The organism is Methanogenium organophilum, assembly GCF_026684035.1.
GTDB classification, from domain to species: Archaea; Halobacteriota; Methanomicrobia; order Methanomicrobiales; family Methanomicrobiaceae; genus Methanogenium; species Methanogenium organophilum.
Genome location: NZ_CP113361.1, coordinates 1,323,524 through 1,345,886, shown reverse-complemented (window position 1 = coordinate 1,345,886; position 22,363 = coordinate 1,323,524). Strand labels below are relative to the sequence as shown.

Annotated in this window: 18 protein-coding genes; 8 read left to right on the top strand and 10 right to left on the bottom strand. The window is 55.8% G+C overall.

Annotated features, from left to right (window positions below; translation table 11 throughout):
• Nucleotides 1–14: 14 nt before the first annotated feature.
• The 4 genes from OU421_RS06710 to OU421_RS06695 all read right to left on the bottom strand — a co-directional run bounded on the left by OU421_RS06710 (nt 15) and on the right by OU421_RS06695 (nt 3,355).
• Nucleotides 15–1,154, bottom strand: a complete 1,140-nt coding sequence (locus tag OU421_RS06710) for a pyridoxal phosphate-dependent aminotransferase (RefSeq protein ID WP_268185302.1) — start codon at nt 1,152–1,154, stop codon at nt 15–17.
• Nucleotides 1,151–1,558 carry a 6,7-dimethyl-8-ribityllumazine synthase gene (ribH, locus tag OU421_RS06705; protein WP_268185301.1) on the bottom strand — a complete coding sequence of 136 codons (408 nt, stop codon included), beginning with the start codon at nt 1,556–1,558 and terminating at the stop codon, nt 1,151–1,153. The genes OU421_RS06710 and ribH overlap by 4 nt, the downstream gene beginning before the upstream one ends.
• Nucleotides 1,559–1,769: 211 nt before the next feature.
• Nucleotides 1,770–2,231 carry a riboflavin synthase gene (gene ribC / locus OU421_RS06700; RefSeq protein WP_268185300.1) on the bottom strand — a complete coding sequence of 154 codons (462 nt, stop codon included), beginning with the start codon at nt 2,229–2,231 and terminating at the stop codon, nt 1,770–1,772.
• Entirely contained in the window at nt 2,228–3,355 is a 1,128-nt protein-coding gene (locus tag OU421_RS06695) for a pyridoxal-phosphate-dependent aminotransferase family protein (protein WP_268185299.1), read from the bottom strand. Before OU421_RS06695 ends, ribC begins: the two co-directional genes overlap by 4 nt.
• A gap of 313 nt (nt 3,356–3,668) precedes the next feature.
• Here OU421_RS06695 and OU421_RS06690 point away from each other — a divergent pair, with 313 nt between their 5' ends.
• From OU421_RS06690 to OU421_RS06680, 3 genes are all read left to right on the top strand, one after another.
• Nucleotides 3,669–4,055 (top strand): 5-(carboxyamino)imidazole ribonucleotide mutase, encoded by a 387-nt coding sequence (locus tag OU421_RS06690; RefSeq protein WP_268185298.1) that lies wholly within the window; start codon nt 3,669–3,671, stop codon nt 4,053–4,055.
• Nucleotides 4,056–4,143: 88 nt separating this feature from the next.
• The gene (locus OU421_RS06685) at nt 4,144–6,309 is read left to right on the top strand and encodes a histidine kinase dimerization/phosphoacceptor domain -containing protein (RefSeq protein ID WP_268185297.1); all 2,166 of its coding nucleotides are present in this window, start codon (nt 4,144–4,146) and stop codon (nt 6,307–6,309) included.
• A gap of 30 nt (nt 6,310–6,339) precedes the next feature.
• Complete coding sequence (locus OU421_RS06680) at nt 6,340–6,717, top strand: response regulator (protein ID WP_268185296.1); 378 nt, start codon at nt 6,340–6,342, stop codon at nt 6,715–6,717.
• A 258-nt stretch (nt 6,718–6,975) separates the two neighbouring features.
• On the opposite strand, the gene OU421_RS06675 is transcribed toward OU421_RS06680, so the two are convergent.
• The 6 genes from OU421_RS06675 to thiC all read right to left on the bottom strand — a co-directional run bounded on the left by OU421_RS06675 (nt 6,976) and on the right by thiC (nt 13,901).
• Nucleotides 6,976–7,158 (bottom strand): hypothetical protein, encoded by a 183-nt coding sequence (locus OU421_RS06675; protein ID WP_268185295.1) that lies wholly within the window; start codon nt 7,156–7,158, stop codon nt 6,976–6,978.
• Between the two features lie 215 nt (nt 7,159–7,373).
• Nucleotides 7,374–8,219, bottom strand: coding sequence for an MBL fold metallo-hydrolase (locus OU421_RS06670; protein WP_268185294.1), 846 nt, complete (start codon nt 8,217–8,219; stop codon nt 7,374–7,376).
• Nucleotides 8,220–8,517: 298 nt separating this feature from the next.
• Nucleotides 8,518–8,970, bottom strand: coding sequence for a TM2 domain-containing protein (locus OU421_RS06665; RefSeq protein WP_268185293.1), 453 nt, complete (start codon nt 8,968–8,970; stop codon nt 8,518–8,520).
• Between the two features lie 47 nt (nt 8,971–9,017).
• Nucleotides 9,018–10,838, bottom strand: coding sequence for a CBS domain-containing protein (locus OU421_RS06660; RefSeq protein ID WP_268185292.1), 1,821 nt, complete (start codon nt 10,836–10,838; stop codon nt 9,018–9,020).
• 114 nt (nt 10,839–10,952) lie between these two features.
• Entirely contained in the window at nt 10,953–12,380 is a 1,428-nt protein-coding gene (locus tag OU421_RS06655) for a glutamate synthase-related protein (protein ID WP_268185291.1), read from the bottom strand.
• Between the two features lie 228 nt (nt 12,381–12,608).
• Nucleotides 12,609–13,901 (bottom strand): phosphomethylpyrimidine synthase ThiC, encoded by a 1,293-nt coding sequence (gene thiC / locus OU421_RS06650; RefSeq protein ID WP_407659707.1) that lies wholly within the window; start codon nt 13,899–13,901, stop codon nt 12,609–12,611.
• A 26-nt stretch (nt 13,902–13,927) separates the two neighbouring features.
• On the opposite strand from thiC, the gene OU421_RS06645 reads away from it, so the two are divergent.
• The 5 genes from OU421_RS06645 (at nt 13,928) to OU421_RS06625 (ending at nt 22,210) form a co-directional block, all read left to right on the top strand.
• Nucleotides 13,928–14,530 carry an MBL fold metallo-hydrolase gene (locus OU421_RS06645; protein ID WP_268185289.1) on the top strand — a complete coding sequence of 201 codons (603 nt, stop codon included), beginning with the start codon at nt 13,928–13,930 and terminating at the stop codon, nt 14,528–14,530.
• Between the two features lie 43 nt (nt 14,531–14,573).
• Nucleotides 14,574–15,029, top strand: a complete 456-nt coding sequence (locus OU421_RS06640) for a GIY-YIG nuclease family protein (protein ID WP_268185288.1) — start codon at nt 14,574–14,576, stop codon at nt 15,027–15,029.
• Between the two features lie 42 nt (nt 15,030–15,071).
• A complete protein-coding gene (locus tag OU421_RS06635; RefSeq protein WP_268185287.1) occupies nt 15,072–15,617 on the top strand; it encodes a flavodoxin family protein in 546 nt (181 codons plus the stop codon).
• Nucleotides 15,618–15,724: 107 nt separating this feature from the next.
• Nucleotides 15,725–18,817, top strand: coding sequence for a PD-(D/E)XK nuclease family protein (locus tag OU421_RS06630; RefSeq protein ID WP_268185286.1), 3,093 nt, complete (start codon nt 15,725–15,727; stop codon nt 18,815–18,817).
• Nucleotides 18,818–22,210 carry a UvrD-helicase domain-containing protein gene (locus OU421_RS06625; RefSeq protein WP_268187838.1) on the top strand — a complete coding sequence of 1,131 codons (3,393 nt, stop codon included), beginning with the start codon at nt 18,818–18,820 and terminating at the stop codon, nt 22,208–22,210. It begins immediately after the preceding gene.
• Nucleotides 22,211–22,363 lie beyond the last annotated feature (153 nt).

Below are 22,363 nucleotides of genomic sequence, written 5' to 3'. Positions count from 1 at the left end.
GATACTAAAAAAGGTTATTTTTCCGGAAGAACAGCGATGCGGTGCATCGCCTCTTTCAGGCGGTCCAGAGATGCTGCGTAGGAGAGGCGAACCCATCCGGGGGTGCCGAAGGCCGTTCCCGGGGTGACTGCCACATGGGCGTCCGCGAGCCATCGTGCAGACACTGCCATATCATCTCCGCCAGTCTTTACGTAGGCGTAGAAGGCACCCTCTGCAGGCGCCGTCTCATAGCCCATCTCATGCAGGGCACCGGTAAGATACTGACGGCGGACGTCAAACTCACATCGCATCTCTTCGACACACTGCTGATCACCGGTCAGAGCCGCCACTGCGCCATGCATCGCAAAGGTGGCCGGGTGGCTAATCGTGTGCTGCTGGACCTTGATCATCTGTTTTGCCACCGGATCAGGGGCCGCTGCATACCCGATACGCCAGCCGGTCATTGCATATGCCTTGGAAAACCCATTTACCGTAATGGTACGGTCGGCCATGCCGTCAAACGAACCGATGGAGACATGGTCTTTTCCGTAGATGAGCTTCTCGTATATTTCATCCGAGAGTACATAGCAGTCATTGTCGGTTGCCGCATCGGCAATCAGCCGGAGGGAGGCATCGTTCATTACGGCACCCGACGGGTTGGACGGACTGTTACAGATGATCATCTTCGTATTCGGGGTGATTGCCTCAAGGAGGGAGTCGTCCACCTGAAAATCGCTCTCACGGACCCCGCAATGGACCGGCACCCCGCCCGACAGCTGCACGCAGGGTTCGTAACTGACCCACGAGGGGTCGATGATTATGACCTCGTCACCGGGGTTGAGGGTTGCCTCCATGGCTTCATAGATAGAGTCTTTTGCGCCGCAGGCAACGATGACCTGCCCCGGTGTACAGGGAATATCATTCTCCGTCTCCAGCTTCTGGGAAATCGCCTCACGGAGTGCCGGAATACCGGGGGAAGGGGCATAGTGAGTCTCTCCACGTTCCAAGGCATTGATGCATGCCCGGGTGATGTGAGCGGGGGTCGGGAAGTCCGGCTCCCCGATGGAGAGCCCGATGACATCGATGCCTGCCGCCCGCATCTGTGCTGCCCGGTCAGATATCTCTATCGTTGCAGACGGTGCGATGTCTGCCACTTTCCGGGAGAGTGCTTTCATGCTAACCGCTGGACGAGCTTGATTGCCGACTCAACAGCACGACGGGCGTAATCAATTCTCTGGTGTGCCTCAAGCCGGGTCATGCCGGGGCCGGAGATGCCAAGCGTGACCGGTTTGTTGTACTCCAGAGAGAGATCGATTATTTTCCGGGCTGCATGCTGGACGACGATCTCATCGTGCTGGGTGGCACCCTCAATAACACAACCAATGGTTACAACCGCATCGACATCGCCGTCTTCGAGCATCTTCTTGATGGCAAGCGGCATATCATAGGCACCGGGGACATAGAACTTCTCGGTGACTTCGGCACCGAGGAACTTTGCATGTTCTTCGCCTTCAATTTCCATCATATAGGTCAGGTCACGGTTGAATTCTGCGACAACAAATCCGAGTTTAACAGCCATATTCTCTTCAGCTCCTATCGTACGTTTCAGATAATTACAGATTGGCACTCATCCCATAAAAGTGATGCTTCCCGAAAGTGGGCGCGACAATGGGAAAACGGGAACCGAAACGAATCCCCGATAAACACCATATCCAAAAGGCGCGTGGTGCTGCCACGGGGAGACTGAAAACAAGAGAAACCTGAGAAAAACGAACATTCCGTGAAAAATATTAGTGGCGGGCGGGACCTGCATCCTCAAATCCCTGGCGCTGACCGGTGCCCGCCTCTTTTATGAGCGCATCGGGGCGGAGAATCAGCTTCACTGTATTCTCTGCATGTTCACGAGCCCGTTGTTCGGCAAGCCATGCAAGCTCCTTGTCGTCTTTTGCCTCGTCCTCGTGGACAAATACCTCAATGATGTGATGGTTGGTCATCAGCTGACACTGGATCAGACCCTGTGATGCCTCGTGGGCACAAAGGCGGTCCTTCTCCTTGCCGCCGGGCATACCGAGAGCCATCACAATGTCACAACCCCGCTCCTCGATAAGGATCTTTGCAGCAACGGGGAGGTCTTTTACCCCAGGTACCGTGTAGCGTTCGATTGCAACAGACGCGTGGCGCCTGAGCTCGTCCACCGCGGCAGCGCCCATGTTGACACGGGCGAAGGTGGTGTCACAGACCCCGACTTTCATGCAAGAAGCACCTCGCAGGCGGCAGAGACTCCGTCGCCCTTGAGGGAGTATCCTGCCGCGTTGAATGCGCCCTGCACCATTGCAAGGACGGCAAGAAGTTCAGGTGCACCAGTGGCGCCCATGGTTCCGATGCGGAATATCTTCCCTTTAATGTGGTCCTGCCCTCCGGAAACTTCAATGCCAAGGTCTTTGACTTTTCCGCGGATGGCTGCATCGGTGATACCTTCAGGATAGCAGATCGCGGTTGCGGTGTTGGAATAGGAGTGCAGAGCATCAGGCTGTGCAAAGAGAGAGAGGCCCCAGACATCCACCGCTGTCCGGACGGCATCCGCCATCTTCCGGTGGCGTGCAATCCGGGCTTCCATACCCTCCTCAAGTGCGATGGCACACGCTTCACGCAGGGCGAGATAGAGCGGCACGGCAGGGGTGAACGGGGTCTGGTTCTTGTCAGCGCTCTTTTTGTATGCCGGAAGGTCAAGGTAGAATGGCGGGTTCTCACACTGTGCATCCCATGCTTTCTGCGAGACCGAGACGGCCGCAAGTCCTGCCGGTGCGGCAAGACACTTTTGTGACCCGGTGATTGCTACATCCACACCCCATTTGTCCGGATATACCTCATCCGCACCGATGGAGGTGATACCGTCCATAATGAAGAGTGCCCCGTGCTTCTGTGCAAGGCGCCCGACTTCCTCTGCCGGATTCAGGATGGCAGCAGAGGTCTCATTGTGCACGAGGGTGACTGCCTCCGCACCTTCTTCAAGCGCATTCTCCAGCGCTTCAAGCGGTAGAGGAGTGCCCCAATCAGATGTTAATGCGACCGGGTCACCATAGCGCTGGCTCACCTTGTAGAGGCGGTCACCAAACTTTCCGTTGACAAGGCATGCAATCTTTTTGCCCTGACAGAAGTTGGAGATCGCAGCCTCCATACCGGCCGTTCCGGAGCCGCTTATCGTTAAAAGATCGTTTTTGGTACAGAAGATCTCTTTGAGCATCGTGGTTGTCTCTTCAACGACCTGGCCAAACTCCGCGCCGCGGTGGTTCATTGCCTGTCGTGCCATCGCAAACCGTACACGTTCCGGCATGGGGACCGGGCCTGGCATTAAAAGAAGTGATTCATTTTGCATATTGATCAGTGCGATAAATCTTAGCGGTAATGCCATATGGAAGTTATGCAAAATAACTGCTGAGAAGATGGGTAAGTAGTCCAGGTGAGGAGGAGAATATGAAGGTAGCAAGGGAATACCTGAAACGGAAATTTACCTCACTCACCAATAACAGGGCGCACCCCATGGAGGGAGCTATCGGGGGATAAAAACCCCATGAATGGTGAGATATTTTTTTAAGTACTATTGAAATATCTCAGAAATTTACCCTCACCCGCTCCCGACATGCTGAGGGTCAACCTCTTTATGGAGATACTTCGATACATTCCCTGCAATGGTAGACGTGGCAGTGATCGCCGGTTCGGCATCAGATGGAGAAATTGTAAGCAAAGCAACAATTGTACTTGATGAAGAGAGTATCACCTATGACTTTCAGGTTCTCTCAGCCCACCGGGACCCGGAGGAACTGGCTACATATGTAAAGAATTCTGAGGCAAAGGTGTTTATTACCATTGCAGGACTCTCCGCGGCACTTCCGGGGGTCGTTGCATCCCTGACGGAAAAACCGGTCATAGGCGTTCCCGTTGCAGCAGGCACCCTCGGCGGCTTGGACGCACTCCTCGCAATCGCCCAGATGCCCCGAGGTGTTCCGGTGGCCTGTGTCGGCATTGGGAACGGTGCCAACGCCGCCCACCTTGCGGTGCGCATTCTAAAGATGTAATCACCTGAGTTCCCTGTCCGGACAATGCCCCTGCATAAATGGAACATAACATTCCTTTATCCGTGTTAAATATCTTATGCATCTGTAGATGCGAACAGAACCATGGATCCCTACACTGGTGGGAATCCTCCTTATTCTCTTCCTGATACTGCCTGTCACCGCAGTGGATACCGGTGGGCATGACCAGATCATCTACATCAGTTCCTACGGGCCGGGATACATATGGAATCAGGAGATTGAAGCAGGAATAGTGGCGGCAATCGCGGATTCAGAACACACGCACGTCCAGTTATCCATCGAATATCTTGATGCAAAAGTCATCAGCGACACAGAGCATTTTGAAAACCTGTACCAGACTTTTGCTCATAAATATGAAAGTACAAATCCCGACGCTATCATCATCTCTGACGACCCCGCCCTCTTTTTCATGGACACATACGGCAACCGGCTCTTCCCCGGTGTTCCGGTCGTCTTCACCGGGGTGAATAATGCATCGAACCTTGTACAGGCAGGAGAGAAAACCGCATTGTATATTGGCACCGTTGAAATCATGCCGATACGGGATACAGTGGACGTGATCCGGGCGATCAACCCGGATACAGACACCATCTATGTCATTCTGGACAATACCTACACCGGCCGTTCCATCCGCACACAGGTAGAAGAGCAGACCACAGCCTACACTGACACCATCTCCTTCCTCTACCCCAAACCCGGTGATGGCATCAGTGAAATCAAAGCAGACCTGGCAGAACTGCCAGAGACCGCAGCCGTTCTGATCATCACGTACTATCTGGCCGATCAGGATATCACCCCCTATCATATTGATGAAATCTCTACTGAAATCTCTGCTGTAAGCCCCGTTCCCCTCTATTCTGTCGCAAGTATTTACAACAACAAAGGAATCGTCGGAGGCGTGCAGATCTCCCCTTATGACTTGGGATACAATGCAGCTAACCATGCCCTGTGGGTGTTGGAAGAAAATCCGCCCCAGGGCACCGACCCTGTGACCTATACACCGGAAACCACACCCATCTTCGATTATGACGAGATGCAGCGCTTTGGCATCGCACAATCAGCCCTGCCAGAGGGGACAAACATCATCAACCAACCGCCTGATTTTATTACCGTTGGCCGGGAAGTCGCAATAGGTGTCGCAGCTGTTGCATTCATCCTTGCAATCCTTGTTGTGATTCTTATCTTTCAGAATATAGCACTCACAAACACACGGGCACTCCTGACAAAAAGCGAGCACCTCTATCGCTCAGTGGTAGACGGCCAGACGGAGATGATCACCCGGTTCCGGGCCGACGGCACCATCATCTTCATCAACTCCGCCTATGCCAGGTACTTTAAAATCAACCCGGAGAATGCCACGGGAACAAAATTTCGTGCCAATGTCCACGATGATGACCGGGCCCGGGTTGCCGCCCATTTTGCCGCCCTTCATGCTGGCACTACCAACCAGATGATCGAACAACGGGTCATACTGGATGACGGCAGTATCCGCTGGCACCGCTGGGATGACCACATGATCTTTGATGAGGACGGCAGGGCTGTCGAGTATCAGTCGGTGGGTATGGATATCACCGAACAAAAAGAGGCCGAACAAAAAATTCGGGATTCACTGCAGGAGAAGACGGTCCTCCTGCAGGAGGTGCACCACCGGGTAAAAAACAATCTCGCAATAATCTCCTCCATGCTGGAGATGCAGGCGGTGAAAGAGGAAGAGGCCAACCCCGATGTGGCAACCCAGATCCGGGAGGCAGAAAGACGCATATCCTCAATGGCTACAGTCCACGAAGAACTCTACCGGTCAGAATCATTTGGATCAATTACCGTCCAGCCCCACTTTGAACGTCTGACATATGAGATCATCAGCTCCTTCCCCAATGCAGCAGCAGTCAGTACCGTGGTAGATGCAAAGGGATGTACCCTTACTCTCGAAAAAGCGATTCCCGTAAGTCTCATCATCAATGAACTCCTCACGAACGCGATGAAGTATGCCTTCATAGCATCAACAGAAGGTATAATCACCATACGGATGAAATGTAGCAAGGCAGGAGTTGTTCTTACCTTCAGTGATTCCGGAGTCGGCTTTCCGGATGGATTTGAACCGGAAAAGGCGACATCCTTGGGGATGCGGATGGTAAAAACTTTTGTGAATTACCAACTGGACGGTTGTTACCGTATTTCAACAGGTTCCGGCGGAACCACATGGATAATACAATTCCCCTATGATGATATCAACTAATTGCAAAAATGAGGAGAGAACAAATACAGCATGGAAAAGAAAGAAAAACGCTCCGTCGGAATTGTTGAAGATGAAGGAATGATAGCGATGCTTCTGCGGGAACTGCTGACACGCGAGGGATTTGACGTGGTCTGCACGGTAAAAACCGGTAAAGAGGCAGTGGACTGCGTCCGCGAGAATACACCAGAGGTCATGCTGATGGACATCAACCTCAAAGGCGACATAGACGGTATTGAGGCAGCAAACCAGATAAGGGAATTCTCCAACATCCCTATCATCTTCCTCTCTGCGTACACTGATACTCAGACAAAGGGTCGTGCAGAGGGGGTAAAACCATATGCATTCCTCCCGAAACCAATCAACAAACAACTTCTTCTCTCCACCATTACAAGCGGTATTACCGGGTAAACCGGCAAAATACTCCTGCAATATTTTTTTTACAACACAGCACGTGCATGCAGTCAATGGCTGGATATGGCCACAAACATTCTCCCGATGGTAATGTCATCGCACACCGTCACCCTCCCGCTTGTATGACCGGTACGTTACCGGATGTACGGGAACAGGAAAAGGGAAACAGATGATTTTCTAAAAAAGGATCCAGAGTCCCTGTCAGACAGGGAGACATTAATCGTTCGTGCCTTTCGGGACAAAGAACAAAAACTCCTATTTATTGCTTTTATAAACATTCAGGCCAATCCTGACATCTTCTGCCTCAGGGAGAGAAATGTTTCCCTCGGTTGATGCAATCGTGATGGACTTTCCTGATTTAGAGGGGCCAAAATCTTTGGAGATATCAATTTTCATCGTAAGAATCGTGCCTTCAAGCGTCATTTCAACATTTTTCATGCAATGTGATTTGACTTTCCGGATTATGACCGTTACTGTCGGGGGAGCAAACAGAAATGAGAACGTCACCGGGGCAGTTGCAACATCCGGTTAATGCTGCATTCCGATATACCCGGACAAAACAGGCAGACCGTGCCCAATCCCAAAGACACAACGATTCGGGAGACAGTATGAACATGATATACACCCCATGCCACGGCGAAAATGAGGGGGAATTACCACACCGTCTTTAGCCCGGTGCCAGTCTCTTTGAGGGGCAGTGTACGGGAGAAGGTATGCAGGGCCGTAAACCCGGTGCAGTGGCAGGCATGCAGGGAGGTGAGGTTCATTGCCTCCAGTGCACGGGCCGTTTTGTCTATTCGCTCCTGATCAGCGTACATTAGGTGCAGGCCGCCGATGACTGACCGGATGCGGGCCTCGCCACAGACTGTCCGGGCATGATCTATGATATTAACAATGCCGGAGTGCGAACAACCGCTGATGATCACCAGTCCTTCGTCACTGTTGTAGGCAAGCGCAGTGTCATCGGTGAGATGGTCAGGTGCGGTGGTGCCGTCCGGGAGCGTCACATCTGCATTCGGTGCGAATGCCTCCCAGTCATGCACTCTGGGGACTTCACCAAGGAAGACCAGCCTGTCGGTGATCCATACCGGCTCCTTCGAGAGCTGCACCGTACCGAAACGGGCCAGAATCTCTGCTGAGTAGAGCGTACCGATCTCTGAATTACCTGGCCGTCTGCGGGGGAGGTAAACATCCGGATGGGAAAGGAAAACCGGACGGCCGTGGCCCTCGTCCTCGGTTGTTTCATTCCCCAGTTCCGGCAGCAGTGACTGCAGCCCCCAGGTATGGTCAAGGTGCCCATGTGAGAAGACAACATGGGTGGTATCCGCCGGTTCAATGCCCATCCGCCGTGCATTGTCCATAAACACACCGGAAAATCCGGTATCAAAGAGCACCCGCACATCCCCGTCCCGGATATATGCGGAAAATCCGGATTCCGATAGAAGGTACCGATCGGTAAGAGCGGTATTGTCAGCCAGTATTGTGCATTCCATCGCCATTGCCGTGAGATTTGCCGTCTGCAACCATAAAAGGAAGGTTTGTTTCAAACAGGTGTCGGATACCGGTTTTGTGGACTTCGTACCGGTCCCTCATTTGAGATTGCGAAGAAGAGGGAATCGGGAAGATGGACGGTCTGTAAGGAGCAGGTTATGTGATATCTTTCACCAAAATTACCCTCATGTACCTGTACAGGATGCATTCCCCTGGGAGATGAAATCCCCCTCACTGTTGGGACTGAAATATGGGGGAGTATATCAGAACCCCTCTCCGGAAGCAGCAGTCATGAGCCGCTCACTGTCACGGCATCATAAAAACAGACGAGACAGACATCGCTGCAAACCAGACGATGATGAATAACGCCGCATATAACACAACATGGTATACGTGCATATCACAATACGGAAGAATACCGGCGTTCTGCCGCTGAGCTGTCCGGTAGGCATCATACACCCCTGCGACAAGAATGACAATCCCCGGAACCAGAAAGAAATAGAGCCCGAATATTGTTGCCACCAGCACAAGGATGCCTTTTTTATACTGCCCGTTATAGACCTGCCCAAAACCGGGGAAGAAGAAGGACAGCACCACCGCCGCATGCACATTCTTCTGAGGGGGGGGAAGGGCCGACTCTTTCCAGGTACTGCAGGCAGGACAAAGCCCGGTCATCCCTTCGGGAAGCGGATTTCCACATTCCGGGCATATTGGCCCCTTCTCTGACATTGTTCTCTCTCCTCCGTCTGATACCCCCATATGATCCTCACAAAAGGTATATCTTTCTCACATCACATTCCCTGCATTCAGACGAAGCGGTACCCGCAGTGGGGAATAAACATCTCAAAACGGGCACCCCTGCCAAATTCTCCACATTCACGGATTGAAATGCCTGTGATATCCAGGATCTCCCGGGAAAGGAACAGACCCAGTCCGGTGTTATGTCCATACCCTCGGGCAAATATCTGTTCCTTGATATCGTCCCGAACTCCCCTGCCATCATCTTCAATGATAAGTCTCCCTCCGTCTCTTGTATCTGAAAACCCGATGGTAATATGGGATGTGTCAACTCCGTGGCGAATCGCATTGTCAATGAGATTGAAGAGAACATGCCCAAACATTGGATCTGCATATATCTCCAGCCCCTCACATGCACACGACATAGTCACAGAGAGGAGATTCGGTCCAAATTCATCTGCTGCTTTCTCTACAAGAAGACATACATTCTGCCACTCAGGATCGGCCTCCCCGAGTCCCCGGTACTCTTTGGTAAAGAGGATCTGGCGTTCGATGGTACCCGCGGAAGAGAGAATTCGCCCGATATTCTCTGCCAGCTCACTGCCCCCATCCAGATAGCCATCCATTTCCAGCAGTTCACCGGCAAGCATGATGGCACTCACCTGGTTGAGGACATCATGGCGGGTGACTGACGCGAGGAGATTGAGCTTTTTATTTACCCGTTGAATGGCCGCACGGTAGTTGGTAAGATCAGTGATATCAATATTGGCACCGGCAATGGTAACCGCCGTTCCATCCTGTGCTGTCTCAATGACCCGTCCAACCGTCCGTATCCATCGCCATCCCCCCCCCGGAACAAGCATACGCAACCTGACTTCAGCTGAATGCTTCCTCCCTTTAATGAAACCATCCACCATCGCACGCAGGAGCCGCATATCATCCGGGTGCAGCCGGGGCTGCAGATACCCATACAGTTCTCCGATGCCGGAAAACCGACACTCCGGTGCAAATACCACCCCTCCTTCGGATCCGAACACCATTCCTTTCCCGTCAGCACGGCAGTACCAGGTCTCGACATCCGCACTTTCAGCTGCGATATGAAGCTGATTTTGGTGATCGCGAAGGGTCTGTTCCAGTTCCCGTTCATTGGTGACCTCAATTGCGGACTCAATTACCCCGATAACCGCCCCGCCCCTCCAGCTGACCGGGTGGCACTGCACCTGCCAGATACGGTGGTCACGGTCGATTATCTCAGATGTCCGTACCTTCTCACCGGAAGTATCGCAGGAGAGAAACAGAGGACACCCAGGGCAGGGCCGGAGGCTGCCATGCAGGAGTTCATAGCAGTGCACCGCTCCCTCACCGTCGGTACCACCTCCTTCATGCTGTTTGTTCACCCACAAAACCTCCATATCATGGTCCAGAAACATCAGGGTCCCGTACATCCCTGAGATTTCCTGCAAAATGGTGTTCATCCTGCTTGCAAAGCCAAGCACATCACGTGCGGTCACAATACCTATCGGGAGGCCATCATCTTCAACCACAGTGCGTCGTATCTGGTGGGTGACCATCAGGTCGGCAGCATCCCCGACAGTATTCTCTGCTCCAATGGTAATAACCGGCGATGACATGATACGGGAGACCGGCGTTTCCCCGGCACTGAGCATACCTGCCACAACCTTCCGGGCCAGATCCTGTTCAGTAATGATTCCCCGAAGCATTCCCTCATCCATGACCAGACAACTCCCGGTTCCCTCTTCTGCCATGCGGGCCGCCGCCACGGATATGGATACATCTGGTGAGACAAATACCAGATCTTTCGTCATGACCGTTGTGATTAGCACCTGTGCGGCTATGGTGACCGGGGGAGAATGATCTTCAGGTATCATAGAGAATTCACTCGTTATGTTCAGTTATATAGATATCAATCTCATTTATATCGTATTATCACGGTAAAAGCAGAAAATGGATTTGAATGAATAAATGAATGAATTATTTCACTGCTACACATGCCGAATACGGGTATAATCCGAGATCTCCGTATTGGTGGTACAGAGGTCACTTACCGACAGATCATGCACATCGTGATAGCCACAGAGACGGGCAAAGTCCTCCAGTTCTGTGCGGGTGACAGAAAAGAACCGGGCAACACCGTCTGCAGCACGCTCGACATCCACCCTTGCACGCAGGTCGGGATCCTGCGTTGTCACCCCGGTGGGACAGTCCCCGGTGTGGCAGATGCGATACTGGTCACACCCGGCAGCGATCATCGAGGCCGTACCCAGCGCTACGGCATCAGCACCGAGCGCAAGGCCCTTTGCAATATCTGCAGAAATACGGAATCCTCCGGTCATCACAAGAGAGATACCTTCCACTCCATGTTCATCCAGATACCGCCGGGCACGGTCAAGGGCATAGATTGTCGGGACTGAAGTGGCGTCCTTAATTGCCTTCGGTGCGGCCGCTGTCCCACCGGGCCTCCCGTCAATCGTGATGAAATCCGGCTCTGCAGCAATGGCAACTTCAAGGTCTCCTTCAACATCACCTGCTGCAAACTTGATACCGATAGGTCTACCGCCGGAGACATCCCTCAGATAATCCACCTTGACCTTCAGATCTTCCGGAGAGCGAATGTCATCAAACCGGGCCGGACTCAGGATGTCATGCCCCTGCGGAAAACCACGGATGGTTGCAATCTCTTCTGTTACCTTTGCACCGGGGAGAAAACCCCCCATTCCCGGTTTTGCTGACTGGCTAATCTTGATCTCTATGGCATCTGATGTCTGCATGTAGTCCGGAGTAGCGCTGTAGCGGTTCGGCACATACTCATAGATATAGCGGTGGGCATGCTCAAACTCGGCGGGAAGAATACCCCCCTCACCGGAACCGCATGCCGTCCCCACACGGGCACTTCCCTTTGCAAGAGCAATTTTTATTTCCCGCGATAGGGCCCCGAATGACATATGAGTCACATAAAAGGGAACCGAGAGGAACATCGGCTGCTTCGCATCAGGACCTATAACAGTCTCCATATTAACCGGTTCCTCCTGATTGAGGGCCATTCGGCGCAGTGCTGCTGCGATGATGAGGACCTCATCCCATGAGACCATCAGCCGGGATGTCCGCATCGGTTCGATGACCGATTCTCCGGTCAGAGCCGAGGTCTTGATCTGGACAAAGTGCGGTTCGATATAGTCCGGTGACCGGCAGATATGAGCCGCCGGGTCCACCTCCACAGGCGGTGTCCGTTCCTCCCTTGTTGCAGCACCGGGTTTCTTTTTCAGGTGCGTCCTGTCAGACATGCAGACAGGACATGCCCACTCATCCGGCAGATCGTCAGGAGTCATACCAGCAGGAATGCCCCCCTCAGCTGATCCAACTTCATCATCATACGAAAACGAATGACAGACATCACACATATACCACGACATATCCTCTCTCCTCTGCCGCACCGCGGGTTTTGGATCATCTGCGTTTTGCCATATTAGCCTTGCGCCTATCACGGGTGGGTCCCGGAACACCGCCCCGGCGGCCTCCGGCAGAGGACAAAATACCGTACCATCACATACGACAACGTGACAGAGGTGGAAGAGAAAGAGAACAAAATATCACCCGAAACAAGAGGACGAACGCGCAAAAAACAGAGAACCTGAATATATTCAGATTGAAGGTTCGTCTTTCTTCTCGTTCAGGATATCACGGACCAGTTTTACCGCGCAGAGATCCCCGCACATGGAGCAGGTATCAATCTCCCCGTCCCGTTCATGAATCCGTTTCGCATGCTCAGGGAACATTGCAAGAGAGAACTGCCGGTCCCAGTCGAGGGCATGACGGGCATCGGCCATCTGCCGCTCCCCTTCCGTGTACCATTTATCGGGCCTCCGTGTGGTATCGCCAATGTGTGCGGCAACTTTTGCCACCCGTGTACCCTCCTCGATGTCTGCCAGATCCGGCAGGGCAAGATGTTCTGCCGGAGAAACCATGCAGAGGAAGTCCGCACCGGCCATCGCCGCAATTGAACCGCCAACAGCAGCAGAGACATGGTCATATCCGGGAACAATGTCTGTCACTAGCGGCCCTAATAGGTAGAGCGGAGCCTGATCGGTGAGTTCCTTGATCATCTTCACATTGTACGTGATCTGATCTATCGGCATATGTCCCGGCCCCTCAATCATCCGCTGGACACCCAATTCCTGCGCCCGTGCGGCAAGGGTACCAAGGGTGAGATACTCAACGCTCTTTGCCTGCCGTCCTGCATCAACGACAGCCCCAGGGCGCATGCCGTCCCCAAGCGAGATACAAACGTCTTCTTCTTTGAGAATCTCCATCAGATAGTCATACTCCGCATACAGGGGGTTCTCCTCACCGGTGGCATCCATCATTGTCACATGGAATGCACCTCCCCGGGAGACTACACCCATTACCCGTGGGTCGCGCCGCAGGGAGGCGAGCGCCTCACGGTTGACCCCACAGTGCAAAGTGAGAAAGTCAACCCCGTCACGGCAGTGGTCACGGATGGTATTGAAGAGTATGTCTGCGGTGATATCGGGGGCGCTGCCCGCACGACGGACTGCATCGTAGATGGGTACAGTGCCGACTGTTGTATCCAGCGCCAGAATACTCTTTCGTATTGCGGCGAGATCTCCGCCGGTGGAGAGGTCCATAAGGGCATCTGCGCCGTTTGCAAGCGCTGCCTCTCCCTTTTTCAGTTCAAGATCCGGGTCGCACCGGGCACCCGAGGTCCCGATGTTCACATTTACTTTCACCCGGCATCCGGACCCGATGGCACAGAGACGGTGTTCACGTCGTGGGTTTGCCGGAACGACGATACGTCCCCGCACGACATCACGTGCCATCTTTCGCCCATCAAGCCCTTCTCTACGGGCCAGTGCCTCGATCTCATCCGGCACACCGGAGAGGCACTCCCTGATAAGGGTCTGCATAACAGACATTTGGTGGTAAAACCTTATTATCATGCATGCAGGTGAGATGGATTCCGGGAGAAGGATACTGGGCAAACTCCTATCTCTGCGGAGACGTGCTGGTAGACGCGGGTGTTACCCCGATGCAGGTGGAGGCTTTTGCCTCGCAGATAACAACGATTGTACTGACTCATTGCCATTATGACCATATCGCCCATGCCCATCACATTGCGTATATGTGCGAAGCAGAGGTATTCATACACGAGGCGGACGAACCGGCACTATCACAGGGGCGAACAGAGGTAACCCTCTCAGCACTCTTTGGGGAACGCACACCCGCCGTGCCCCTTACCGGAACACTGGAGGACGGAGACACCATCGGCGGTCTGAAGGTGATACACACACCCGGACATACACCGGGGTCAATATGTCTCTGGGATTCAGAAGATGAGAACCTCATATCCGGTGACACCGTCTTTGCAGACGGCGGGGCGGGCCGCACCGACTTTCCCGGCGGATCCCAGGAGGCGTTGGTGCAGTCGCTTGAGCGGCTGGCAGGGTATGATGTGCAGAAACTCTGGCCAGGTCACGGAATGCCAGTCACCGAGAAAGGATTCCGGCATATCGAGGCTGCACGCCGGATGATCGGATATTACTGAGAAGGACTGAACAGTACTAAGGAGTGGAAATGGGGAGACTCATATGGTAGAGAAAGGCATCTACTGCCTCATCCTGTACACAGAAGGGGCGATCGCTTCGGTGGGTGCACTGGGTGAAGTGGTGTTTCCCGCCGGATGGTACATCTATGTCGGTTCGGCCCTCGGCCCGGGGGGACTCGCACGGGTTGCCCGCCACATCCGTCTCTTTCACGGAGATAGCACTTCCCCACCACGGTGGCATATTGACTATCTCCTCACGGACAACCAATTCGTGCTTGAACGTGTGATCTCTGCAGAGACGACAGAGCGGCTGGAATGCACCCTCGCCCAGCGTCTCGGATATGACGGTGTAAAAGGGTTCGGGTGCAGTGACTGCCGGTGCACCACTCATCTCCTGTACCGCAAAGAGAATCCGCAGGGTGAGTGCCGCCGTGCTCTCACGGACTGCGGGTGCATTCCGGTGGAAATTCATGTCCCCCACGGACGGACAGGAGTTTAGTACAGCCATAACGCTCAAATAGGTTGCATTCGACTTTCCACTATGAATGTCCTGGGAATCTCAGGGAGCATGCAGGCGAACGGAAATACCGCCTATCTCATTAAGATGATCCTTGAAGCAGTAACAGAAGCGAACGCAGAGGCAACCTGCGAGTTTGTCTCACTTGGAGGCCACCACATCTATCCGTGCACCGGGTGTCTCCAGTGCCGGGAGAAGAAGGAATGTACGATCACCAACGACGACTGGGGACAGATTGCCGCAAAGATGCAGGAATGTGACGTCCTTGTTATCGGAACACCTGTCTATTACTATGACGTTTGCGGACAGATTAAGAACTTCATCGACCGGACCTACTCACTCTGGCACGACCGGAAACTCTCCGGCAAATATGTAGTCACCGTCGCGGTGAACGGGGACTGCGGTGCAGACCGTGCCCTTGAGACACTCGAAGGGTTTGCCAATGCCCACGAGTTTATTTATGCAGGTTCAGTGACCGGAAAGGCATTCCTGCCGGGCGAGATCAAAGACGATGCAGCAGCGCTTGAGGATGCAGCCGCTATCGGAAAGAAGATCGCAAACCTCGGGTGACAGCTGCAGGCAGCCTCTTCCCCTTCTTTTTTCGGCAGCGCATATCGCGAGAGGTAAGGCAACGGAACACAATATATTAGCCATGTACTACCGGGGGGTCTCCCAACATGACCGCTGAAAGAGAGAACGACATCCCGATTCTGCCGGGTGACCTGCAGGAAGAATGCCTCCGGTTCTTTGCAACATGTGCAGCAGAAGACCCATTTACCGCCGCCTTCTGCCTGCCGACCATACGCCTTGCATCCACCCTGCGCACACGGATGATCCGGGAGGAGATACCCCATACCCAAACCCTTGTGGGGACAGCGGCAGACCTCGCAAAAGAGATCCTCGTCCGGATGGCACCGGACCTGCGTATCATCCCTGCCGAAGAGGCCAGAGTTCTGATGCACCAGGCCATCCGGGCCCACCCGGGGCGGGGCATCCTCACCCCCGGCGGGAAGGAGGGGGGGCAGCGCCTCGTACAGGACCTCTCCCGCCTCTTCCGCGTGATCGCCGAACGGGGCATCGACTACCCCTCCTGCCTCGGTGCTGCCGGAGGAGAGAAGAGCCGGGTCATAGGGGAGATCTTTGCAGACTACCGGGCACGTATGGCAGCAGAGGGGGCAGTGGACAGCCCATCGATTTGCAGCGTCGCTGCAGATGCGCTTGCCCGCTCACCGATCACGTACTCCGGCTGTATCTACGGCATCCATGCACCCCTGCCTGAGGCAAAACGGTTCCTGTCAGCGCTCAGTGGGAGCGGCGGACGCTGGATGGTCTGCCGGCCAGCCGGGGCAAACCCGGCAATCTTCGGGCCGGAGGCGCTCCCGTCCCCGGAGACCGGCAACGGCCCGGAATGGCTCTTCTCGGATACCGGCCGGCTCACCCCGCCGGCATCACTTTCCTGCGGCACGTTTCCGGACCGCAGGACAGAGTTCCGGGCCGTCGCGCAGCAGATCTCTGACCTCATCCATACCGGCACTCCGCCGGAAGCGATCGCAGTCGCCCTGCCGGACCTCCGCGCAGAAGAGAGACGGCTTACAGCCATATTTGAAGACTTCAGTATCCCCGCCGCCTCATCCACCACCCTGCCCTTAGCACAAGAACCGCTGGTTCAGGCGCTTCTTCTGCCGCTCCGGGTGGTGGCAGACGGATATGAACGACAGACGGTGGTGCAGCTCTTCTCCCAGCCGTTCTTCCGGTTCAGTGACGCTGACGGACGGCCGGTCTCCGGGAGTGAGGTGAACCATCGGGCCTGTGAGGCTGGCATCCGGGGAGGCATAGCAGCATGGGAAGACGGATTTGCCCGTCTGAAAGGGCGCCTGAAAGAGACCGCAGAAAATTCCGCAGAACCGCCCTACCGACAGGAAGGCGCCGCACGCGACTTTGCTGCGACCGAACGGGTCGAAAGGGTGGTTGCTCAACTTATCCGGGACCTGCAGCCGCTTACGACACCAAAACCAATGGGAGCCCATATCCAATCACTCCGGGACCTCTATACCCGGTGGGATGCACCCCACATCCCGCCGGCACCGGATGCAATGGTCGAAGAACGTGAAAAGACCGCCCTGCGTGAGTTCCATCAACTGCTGGACAGGATGGCTGGTACCCCGGGAGAAGAAGGGCCGGTAGTGAGCGTACGCGAGGCGGCGGCGGTCCTCACAGCCGCAGCGGCAGAGGCACGACCCGAGCATGAACCAGATACAGAGGCCGTCCAGATCTGCGGTATCCGTGAACTTCAGGGGCTGCACCTGCCGGTGGTCTTCATCGCGGACCTGACCGACGGACGGTTCCCGGACATTCCGCCCCTCCTCCCCTATACCACCGAACAGGAGGAACGGGCGATGGGCACGATGCGAAGGCGTGAGAAGCTCAGGGAAGAACGCTACTACTTCCTCGCAGCCCTCCTCTCTGCCGGGAATAAACTGTATCTCAGCCACGCGGAAAGTGACGGCGGGGTGCTCATCCCCTCCCCCTTCTATGCCGCCGCAGAGGATGCCTTCCCACACGACGAATGGCAGTGTAGGGTCATGCCCGCCTCGAAAGAGAGCCGGATGGAACAGGCCGGCCATGCCATCAGGGACGGATTTCTGCCACCGGCACTCTGGCTGCCGGAAGGCTGCTCCGCCGAATCGGTGGCCGCCCGCATCACCGCAGAGGAGTATCACCGCGAGGGGGCGTGTGACTCACCTTTTGACGGCATGCTTGACACCGACCCGGAGATCCCCCCGATGCTTGCCGCACGCTACCCGGAGGACACCGTCTGGTCGGCAACCACGCTGGAGGACTATGTCACCTGCCCCTTCCGGTTTTACCTGCGGCATGTTCTGGGCGCCGAACCCCTGCCCGAAGAGGACCGTGACCTCTCCGCCACCGCACACGGGACCATCGTCCATGAGGTCTGCCAGATCTTCTACACGGGCTGGATGGCCAGCCATGACACCGGGCCGGGACCGGGTGAAAAAGAGGAGGCAACCGCACGTATCCTTGCACAGGCAGAGACCGTGCTTGCCCGACATACCCGTTCCGGCGCTGCATGGGAAGCAGGCATGGAGGCCTTTCTCGGGACAGACGGGGCGGGTCCTGGGCTTTTTGAGGAGTTTATTCTGCAGGAGACCGGGACACGGGCTGCTCAGTTTGTGCCGTCCCTCTTTGAGGTGGATTTCGGCACTCCGGACCGCCCCGGCAGCATTCATGATGCACCGGTCGCCCTGCCTGTGCCGGGAGAGGAGCGAACCCTCCTTCTGCGGGGCGTTATCGACCGGGTGGACCGGATGGCAGACGGAGCGTTTCTGGTGACAGACTACAAGACCGGTTCCCACCCGAACCAATCGGCGATCATCGCAGGGGAGGCCCTCCAGCTGGCCCTCTATGTCCGGGCCCTTGAGGTGGCGAGCGGCGCTGCCGGTGCGGGTGCATCATACTATGAGATGAAACGCCGGGGTGTGGTGAACAGTGTGGTGGTGCATGATACCCGCTATGCAGACGTCCTTGCCCCCTACCCGGTGAAGAAAATGAAAAAAGACGCACCACCCTTCCGGGAGATCATCGACACGGCTGTTTTGGCCGCCGCCCGTGCTGCAGCAGGCATCCGGGCAGGCCGCTTCCCACTGGCAGCAGATGCAGGCAATTGTCCCGGATACTGTGAATATTCCCACATATGCCGGAACAGTATCCTCCGGACACTTGCGACACACCGCACAGAGGAGGGGGCATAGATGCCACCACAGCGAACACCGGTTCAGGAGATTGCCATCACCTCGCCGGGCAGCCTCTGTGTGACGGCTGGTGCCGGGACGGGGAAGACCTATGTACTTGTCAGCCGTTACCTCGACCTCCTCGAACGGGAAGGTGACGAACAGGCAGGCGTGCAGGAGATCCTTGCTCTTACCTTCACCGAGAAGGCAGCAGCAGAGATGAAGGACCGTGTCCGTCAGGCCCTTGCGTCAGCAGAGGGGGAGGATGCCGCCCGGTTCCGTGACGACCTGATGTGGGCCGGCATCTCCACGATCCATTCTTTCTGTACACGAATACTGAGGGAATATGCACTCGAAGCCGGCCTGGAACCCGGGTTTGCCGTTATCGATGACCACGACCTCACGCAGATGACAGAAGAGGCCCTCTACCGTCTCCTGTATACTACCCTGCCGGAACCCGTCCGGGAAGCGACCCTCGTCTGCCTGCGAACCTTTGGCGTCTGGCAGATACAACAGGTCCTGACCAGCCTCTATAACGACCGATGGAATGCAGAGAGGTTCTTCCGTCAGGTTCGGGAGAACCCCGAAGACGTCATCGCTGCATGGTCGGCTGCGGTAGATGCAGAAAAAGATGATATATGTACGCAATTCTTTGCATCCCCTGCAGGGGAAGCGGCAGCCGTGCTCCGGGATCTGGCCCTGGTGTATGCTGGCGAGAGCGACCCGGCAGCCCACTATCTTGCAGAAGCCGCCCCCTGCCTGGAGGCCCTTGATCCTGCACGCCCGGACACAACCTGCAAGGCCCTTGCCGCCCTGCTCTCCTGTAAAGGGAGACGCGGGATGGGGTCTGCAAAGGTTCTCGGGGCGGATGTAAAGAAACACCTGAACACGGCATACAGTGCCCTGAAAGAGTGGGGAGACGACAATCCCCGCGGTCTGCTGACGCTCACCGTCTCTCCGGATGACCCGAAGACTCAGGAGACCATCCACGTCCTGCAGGCGCTTGGCACGGCCTTCTTCTGGTTTGCAGGTGCCATCGGGCGGCAGAAGGCGCAGCGTGGGGGCATCGACTTTGGGGACATGCTCATCCTCACCCAGGCCCTGCTTGCAGAAAACCCGACGGCACGCAACGGGATTGCCGCAAAGTACCGGGCTATCATGGTTGACGAGTTTCAGGACACCGACCCCCTGCAGGCGGCCATCATCTCCGACATCCTCACAGCCGCAGGGAAGGAACGATCCCTCTTTGTGGTCGGAGACCCGAAACAGTCCATCTACCTCTTCCGGAACGCCGACGTGACACAGTTTAAGGCAACCCGCGAACACATCACGGTCGAGCGGGGGGGACAGGAGGTGGCACTTGACACCAGTTTCCGCAGCGCACCGGAAATAATCGGTTTCGTAAACACCCTCTTCAAAACGATACTCGGCGCCGACCGGCAGCCATGGGAATTTGGCTATGACCTGCTTGCGGTCACCGAAAAGAGGGGAACACACCGTGGAACAGCGGAGATCCTCATCACCCCAACCGAGAAAAAGGCCGCAGAGCGGGACCTCAAAGAAGCAGAAGCAGTCGCTGCGTGGCTCCGCGATATAGTCTGCGGAGAGAAAAAGACAATCTATGAAAAACGGGAGGACGGAAAGTGGAACAGCCGGCCTGCCGCATTCGGGGACTGTGCGGTCCTCATCGAGACACGGGGCCGCCTGCACCTCATCGAAGATGCCTTCCGGCGGGCCGGTGTGCCCTACCAGATCCATGGCGGGACCGCCTACTATGACCGGCAGGAAGTGCGAGACTGTGCAGCGGTGATCGCTTTCCTTGCAGATAATACCGATGACATCGCCCTGTATGGTGCCCTCCGTTCTCCCTTCTTCGGACTCTCTGATGCAGAAATATTCCGTGCTGCAGATGGTCGCGGCAGGCGTCTCTTTTCCCGGCTTAAAGAGCATGCCACCGGCCCGGCTGCCACAGCCTGCCGGATGCTGGAGCGCTGGCAGGCGTATGCACGGCGGGAACCCCCGTCGGCGTTTGTGACCCGCATCCTCCGGGAGTCAGGTATGTATGTAGTCTGCGGCGGGCGAAAGAATGGTGATCAGCAGACAGCAAACCTCCGCAAGATCATCGGGATCGCCCGGTCCCGGGAATCCGGAGGATGCTATGGATTTGATGAGTTCGCCGCAGACCTCAGGCGTGCGGTGCGGGACGCACCGAAAGAGGAGGATGCACCCCTATTCGTTGCGGAGGAAGACGCTGTTACAGTGATGACCGTCCATGCCTCTAAAGGGCTGGAATTTCCGGTCGTTGTGCTGCCCTTCACAAACGCTGACACCACCGGCCGGAGAAACGGAGTGGTCTTTGAGGAGGGACTGGGCCTTGCCACAAAGATTCCCGGCCCGGACGGACCGGTGGATGCACCCATCTCCCTCTTGATACAGCACCGGCGCAAGGAGAAAGAAGCGGCAGAGGCACGTCGCCTCTTCTATGTGGCGGTCACCCGAGCCCGTGACCACATTCTCCTCTCCGGAACCCTGCCGGATATGGAGATGGTCGCCCTCGGGCAGGAGACCGGCAAGACCCGGATGCACCGGACATTTGCGGCACTCTGCATCACTCCCGGAGATGTGACGGCAGGAGAAAAAGCCTGCACAACCCCGGACGGCCGGAAATGGCGGATACCAATCATTACCGCAGAGAAGAGTGCGCTGACAGGGCCGGCCACCCCGCCACAGGTGCCGGTAATGATCACCGCCCCTCTGCCCGCAAAGAGAGCAGACGCCGCATGGATGACCCCGCCGCTCTCCCGCTCTGCACCACCGTCCCTCCCCCCTCTGCCGGCAACGGCCATCCATGCATATGCTTCAGAGACAATAGATGGGGGGCCGGACCCCAGAAGTCTCCTGCAGTCCGGCGGAGCAGAAAATACTGCGATACGGAACGGAGACCTTGTGCACGCCGTCTTTGCCGGGATGGCCCCCGCCCGCGCCTGCGTGCGCTACGGTTTCCCGGCGGGTGCAGACCGCGTGGCCGCCCTTGCGTCAGCATACGACCAGTTCTGCTCCCACCCGCTCATCCGGGAGAGCACCCGACACCAGTGTGAAGTCCCGTTTGTCCACCGCTTTGGGGAGGTGATGGTGCGGGGTGTCGTAGACCGGATCATCAATACGGCAGACGGACGGTATGCGGTGATTGACTACAAAACCGGCCCTGACCCGGGAGAGGGTGTATGCCGGGAGGAGTACCGCGTCCAGCTCGCCGTCTACGCGGATGCCGTCCGGGCCCTGACCGGGAGAGTGCCTGAGACGTACCTTTACTATACCCGGACCGGCAGAATGGCCAAAGTTCTCCCGGACATTCCTGCCGCACAGAAAGCAGCGGCAAAGGCTGACCGGCACCGCAGAAGAGAATGTTACTGACAACAGAACAGCTGGCTACTTCTGGTCAAGGATGCGGCACCGAACCCATCCCCCAGAAAACACCAATACTTTATCTTTTTAAAATTTAACCGACAAAATGGAGAAATATTATTTCAGAGTCATGTATTTCAATTCAAAAAACCTAATTCGTAT

Coding starts and splice junctions, on each gene's coding strand:
- OU421_RS06695 (WP_268185299.1), bottom strand. CDS start 3,355: ATGCAAAATGAATCACTTCTTTTAATGCCAGGCCCGGTCCCCATGCCG.
- OU421_RS06655 (WP_268185291.1), bottom strand. CDS start 12,380: ATGTCGTGGTATATGTGTGATGTCTGTCATTCGTTTTCGTATGATGAT.
- OU421_RS06640 (WP_268185288.1), top strand. CDS start 14,574: ATGGTAGAGAAAGGCATCTACTGCCTCATCCTGTACACAGAAGGGGCG.
- ribC (WP_268185300.1), bottom strand. CDS start 2,231: ATGAAAGTCGGGGTCTGTGACACCACCTTCGCCCGTGTCAACATGGGC.
- OU421_RS06665 (WP_268185293.1), bottom strand. CDS start 8,970: ATGGGGGTATCAGACGGAGGAGAGAGAACAATGTCAGAGAAGGGGCCA.
- OU421_RS06635 (WP_268185287.1), top strand. CDS start 15,072: ATGAATGTCCTGGGAATCTCAGGGAGCATGCAGGCGAACGGAAATACC.
- OU421_RS06625 (WP_268187838.1), top strand. CDS start 18,818: ATGCCACCACAGCGAACACCGGTTCAGGAGATTGCCATCACCTCGCCG.
- OU421_RS06630 (WP_268185286.1), top strand. CDS start 15,725: ATGACCGCTGAAAGAGAGAACGACATCCCGATTCTGCCGGGTGACCTG.
- thiC (WP_407659707.1), bottom strand. CDS start 13,901: ATGTCTGTTATGCAGACCCTTATCAGGGAGTGCCTCTCCGGTGTGCCG.
- OU421_RS06670 (WP_268185294.1), bottom strand. CDS start 8,219: ATGGCGATGGAATGCACAATACTGGCTGACAATACCGCTCTTACCGAT.
- OU421_RS06645 (WP_268185289.1), top strand. CDS start 13,928: ATGCAGGTGAGATGGATTCCGGGAGAAGGATACTGGGCAAACTCCTAT.
- ribH (WP_268185301.1), bottom strand. CDS start 1,558: ATGGCTGTTAAACTCGGATTTGTTGTCGCAGAATTCAACCGTGACCTG.
- OU421_RS06680 (WP_268185296.1), top strand. CDS start 6,340: ATGGAAAAGAAAGAAAAACGCTCCGTCGGAATTGTTGAAGATGAAGGA.
- OU421_RS06690 (WP_268185298.1), top strand. CDS start 3,669: ATGGTAGACGTGGCAGTGATCGCCGGTTCGGCATCAGATGGAGAAATT.
- OU421_RS06675 (WP_268185295.1), bottom strand. CDS start 7,158: ATGAAAAATGTTGAAATGACGCTTGAAGGCACGATTCTTACGATGAAA.
- OU421_RS06660 (WP_268185292.1), bottom strand. CDS start 10,838: ATGATACCTGAAGATCATTCTCCCCCGGTCACCATAGCCGCACAGGTG.
- OU421_RS06685 (WP_268185297.1), top strand. CDS start 4,144: ATGCGAACAGAACCATGGATCCCTACACTGGTGGGAATCCTCCTTATT.
- OU421_RS06710 (WP_268185302.1), bottom strand. CDS start 1,154: ATGAAAGCACTCTCCCGGAAAGTGGCAGACATCGCACCGTCTGCAACG.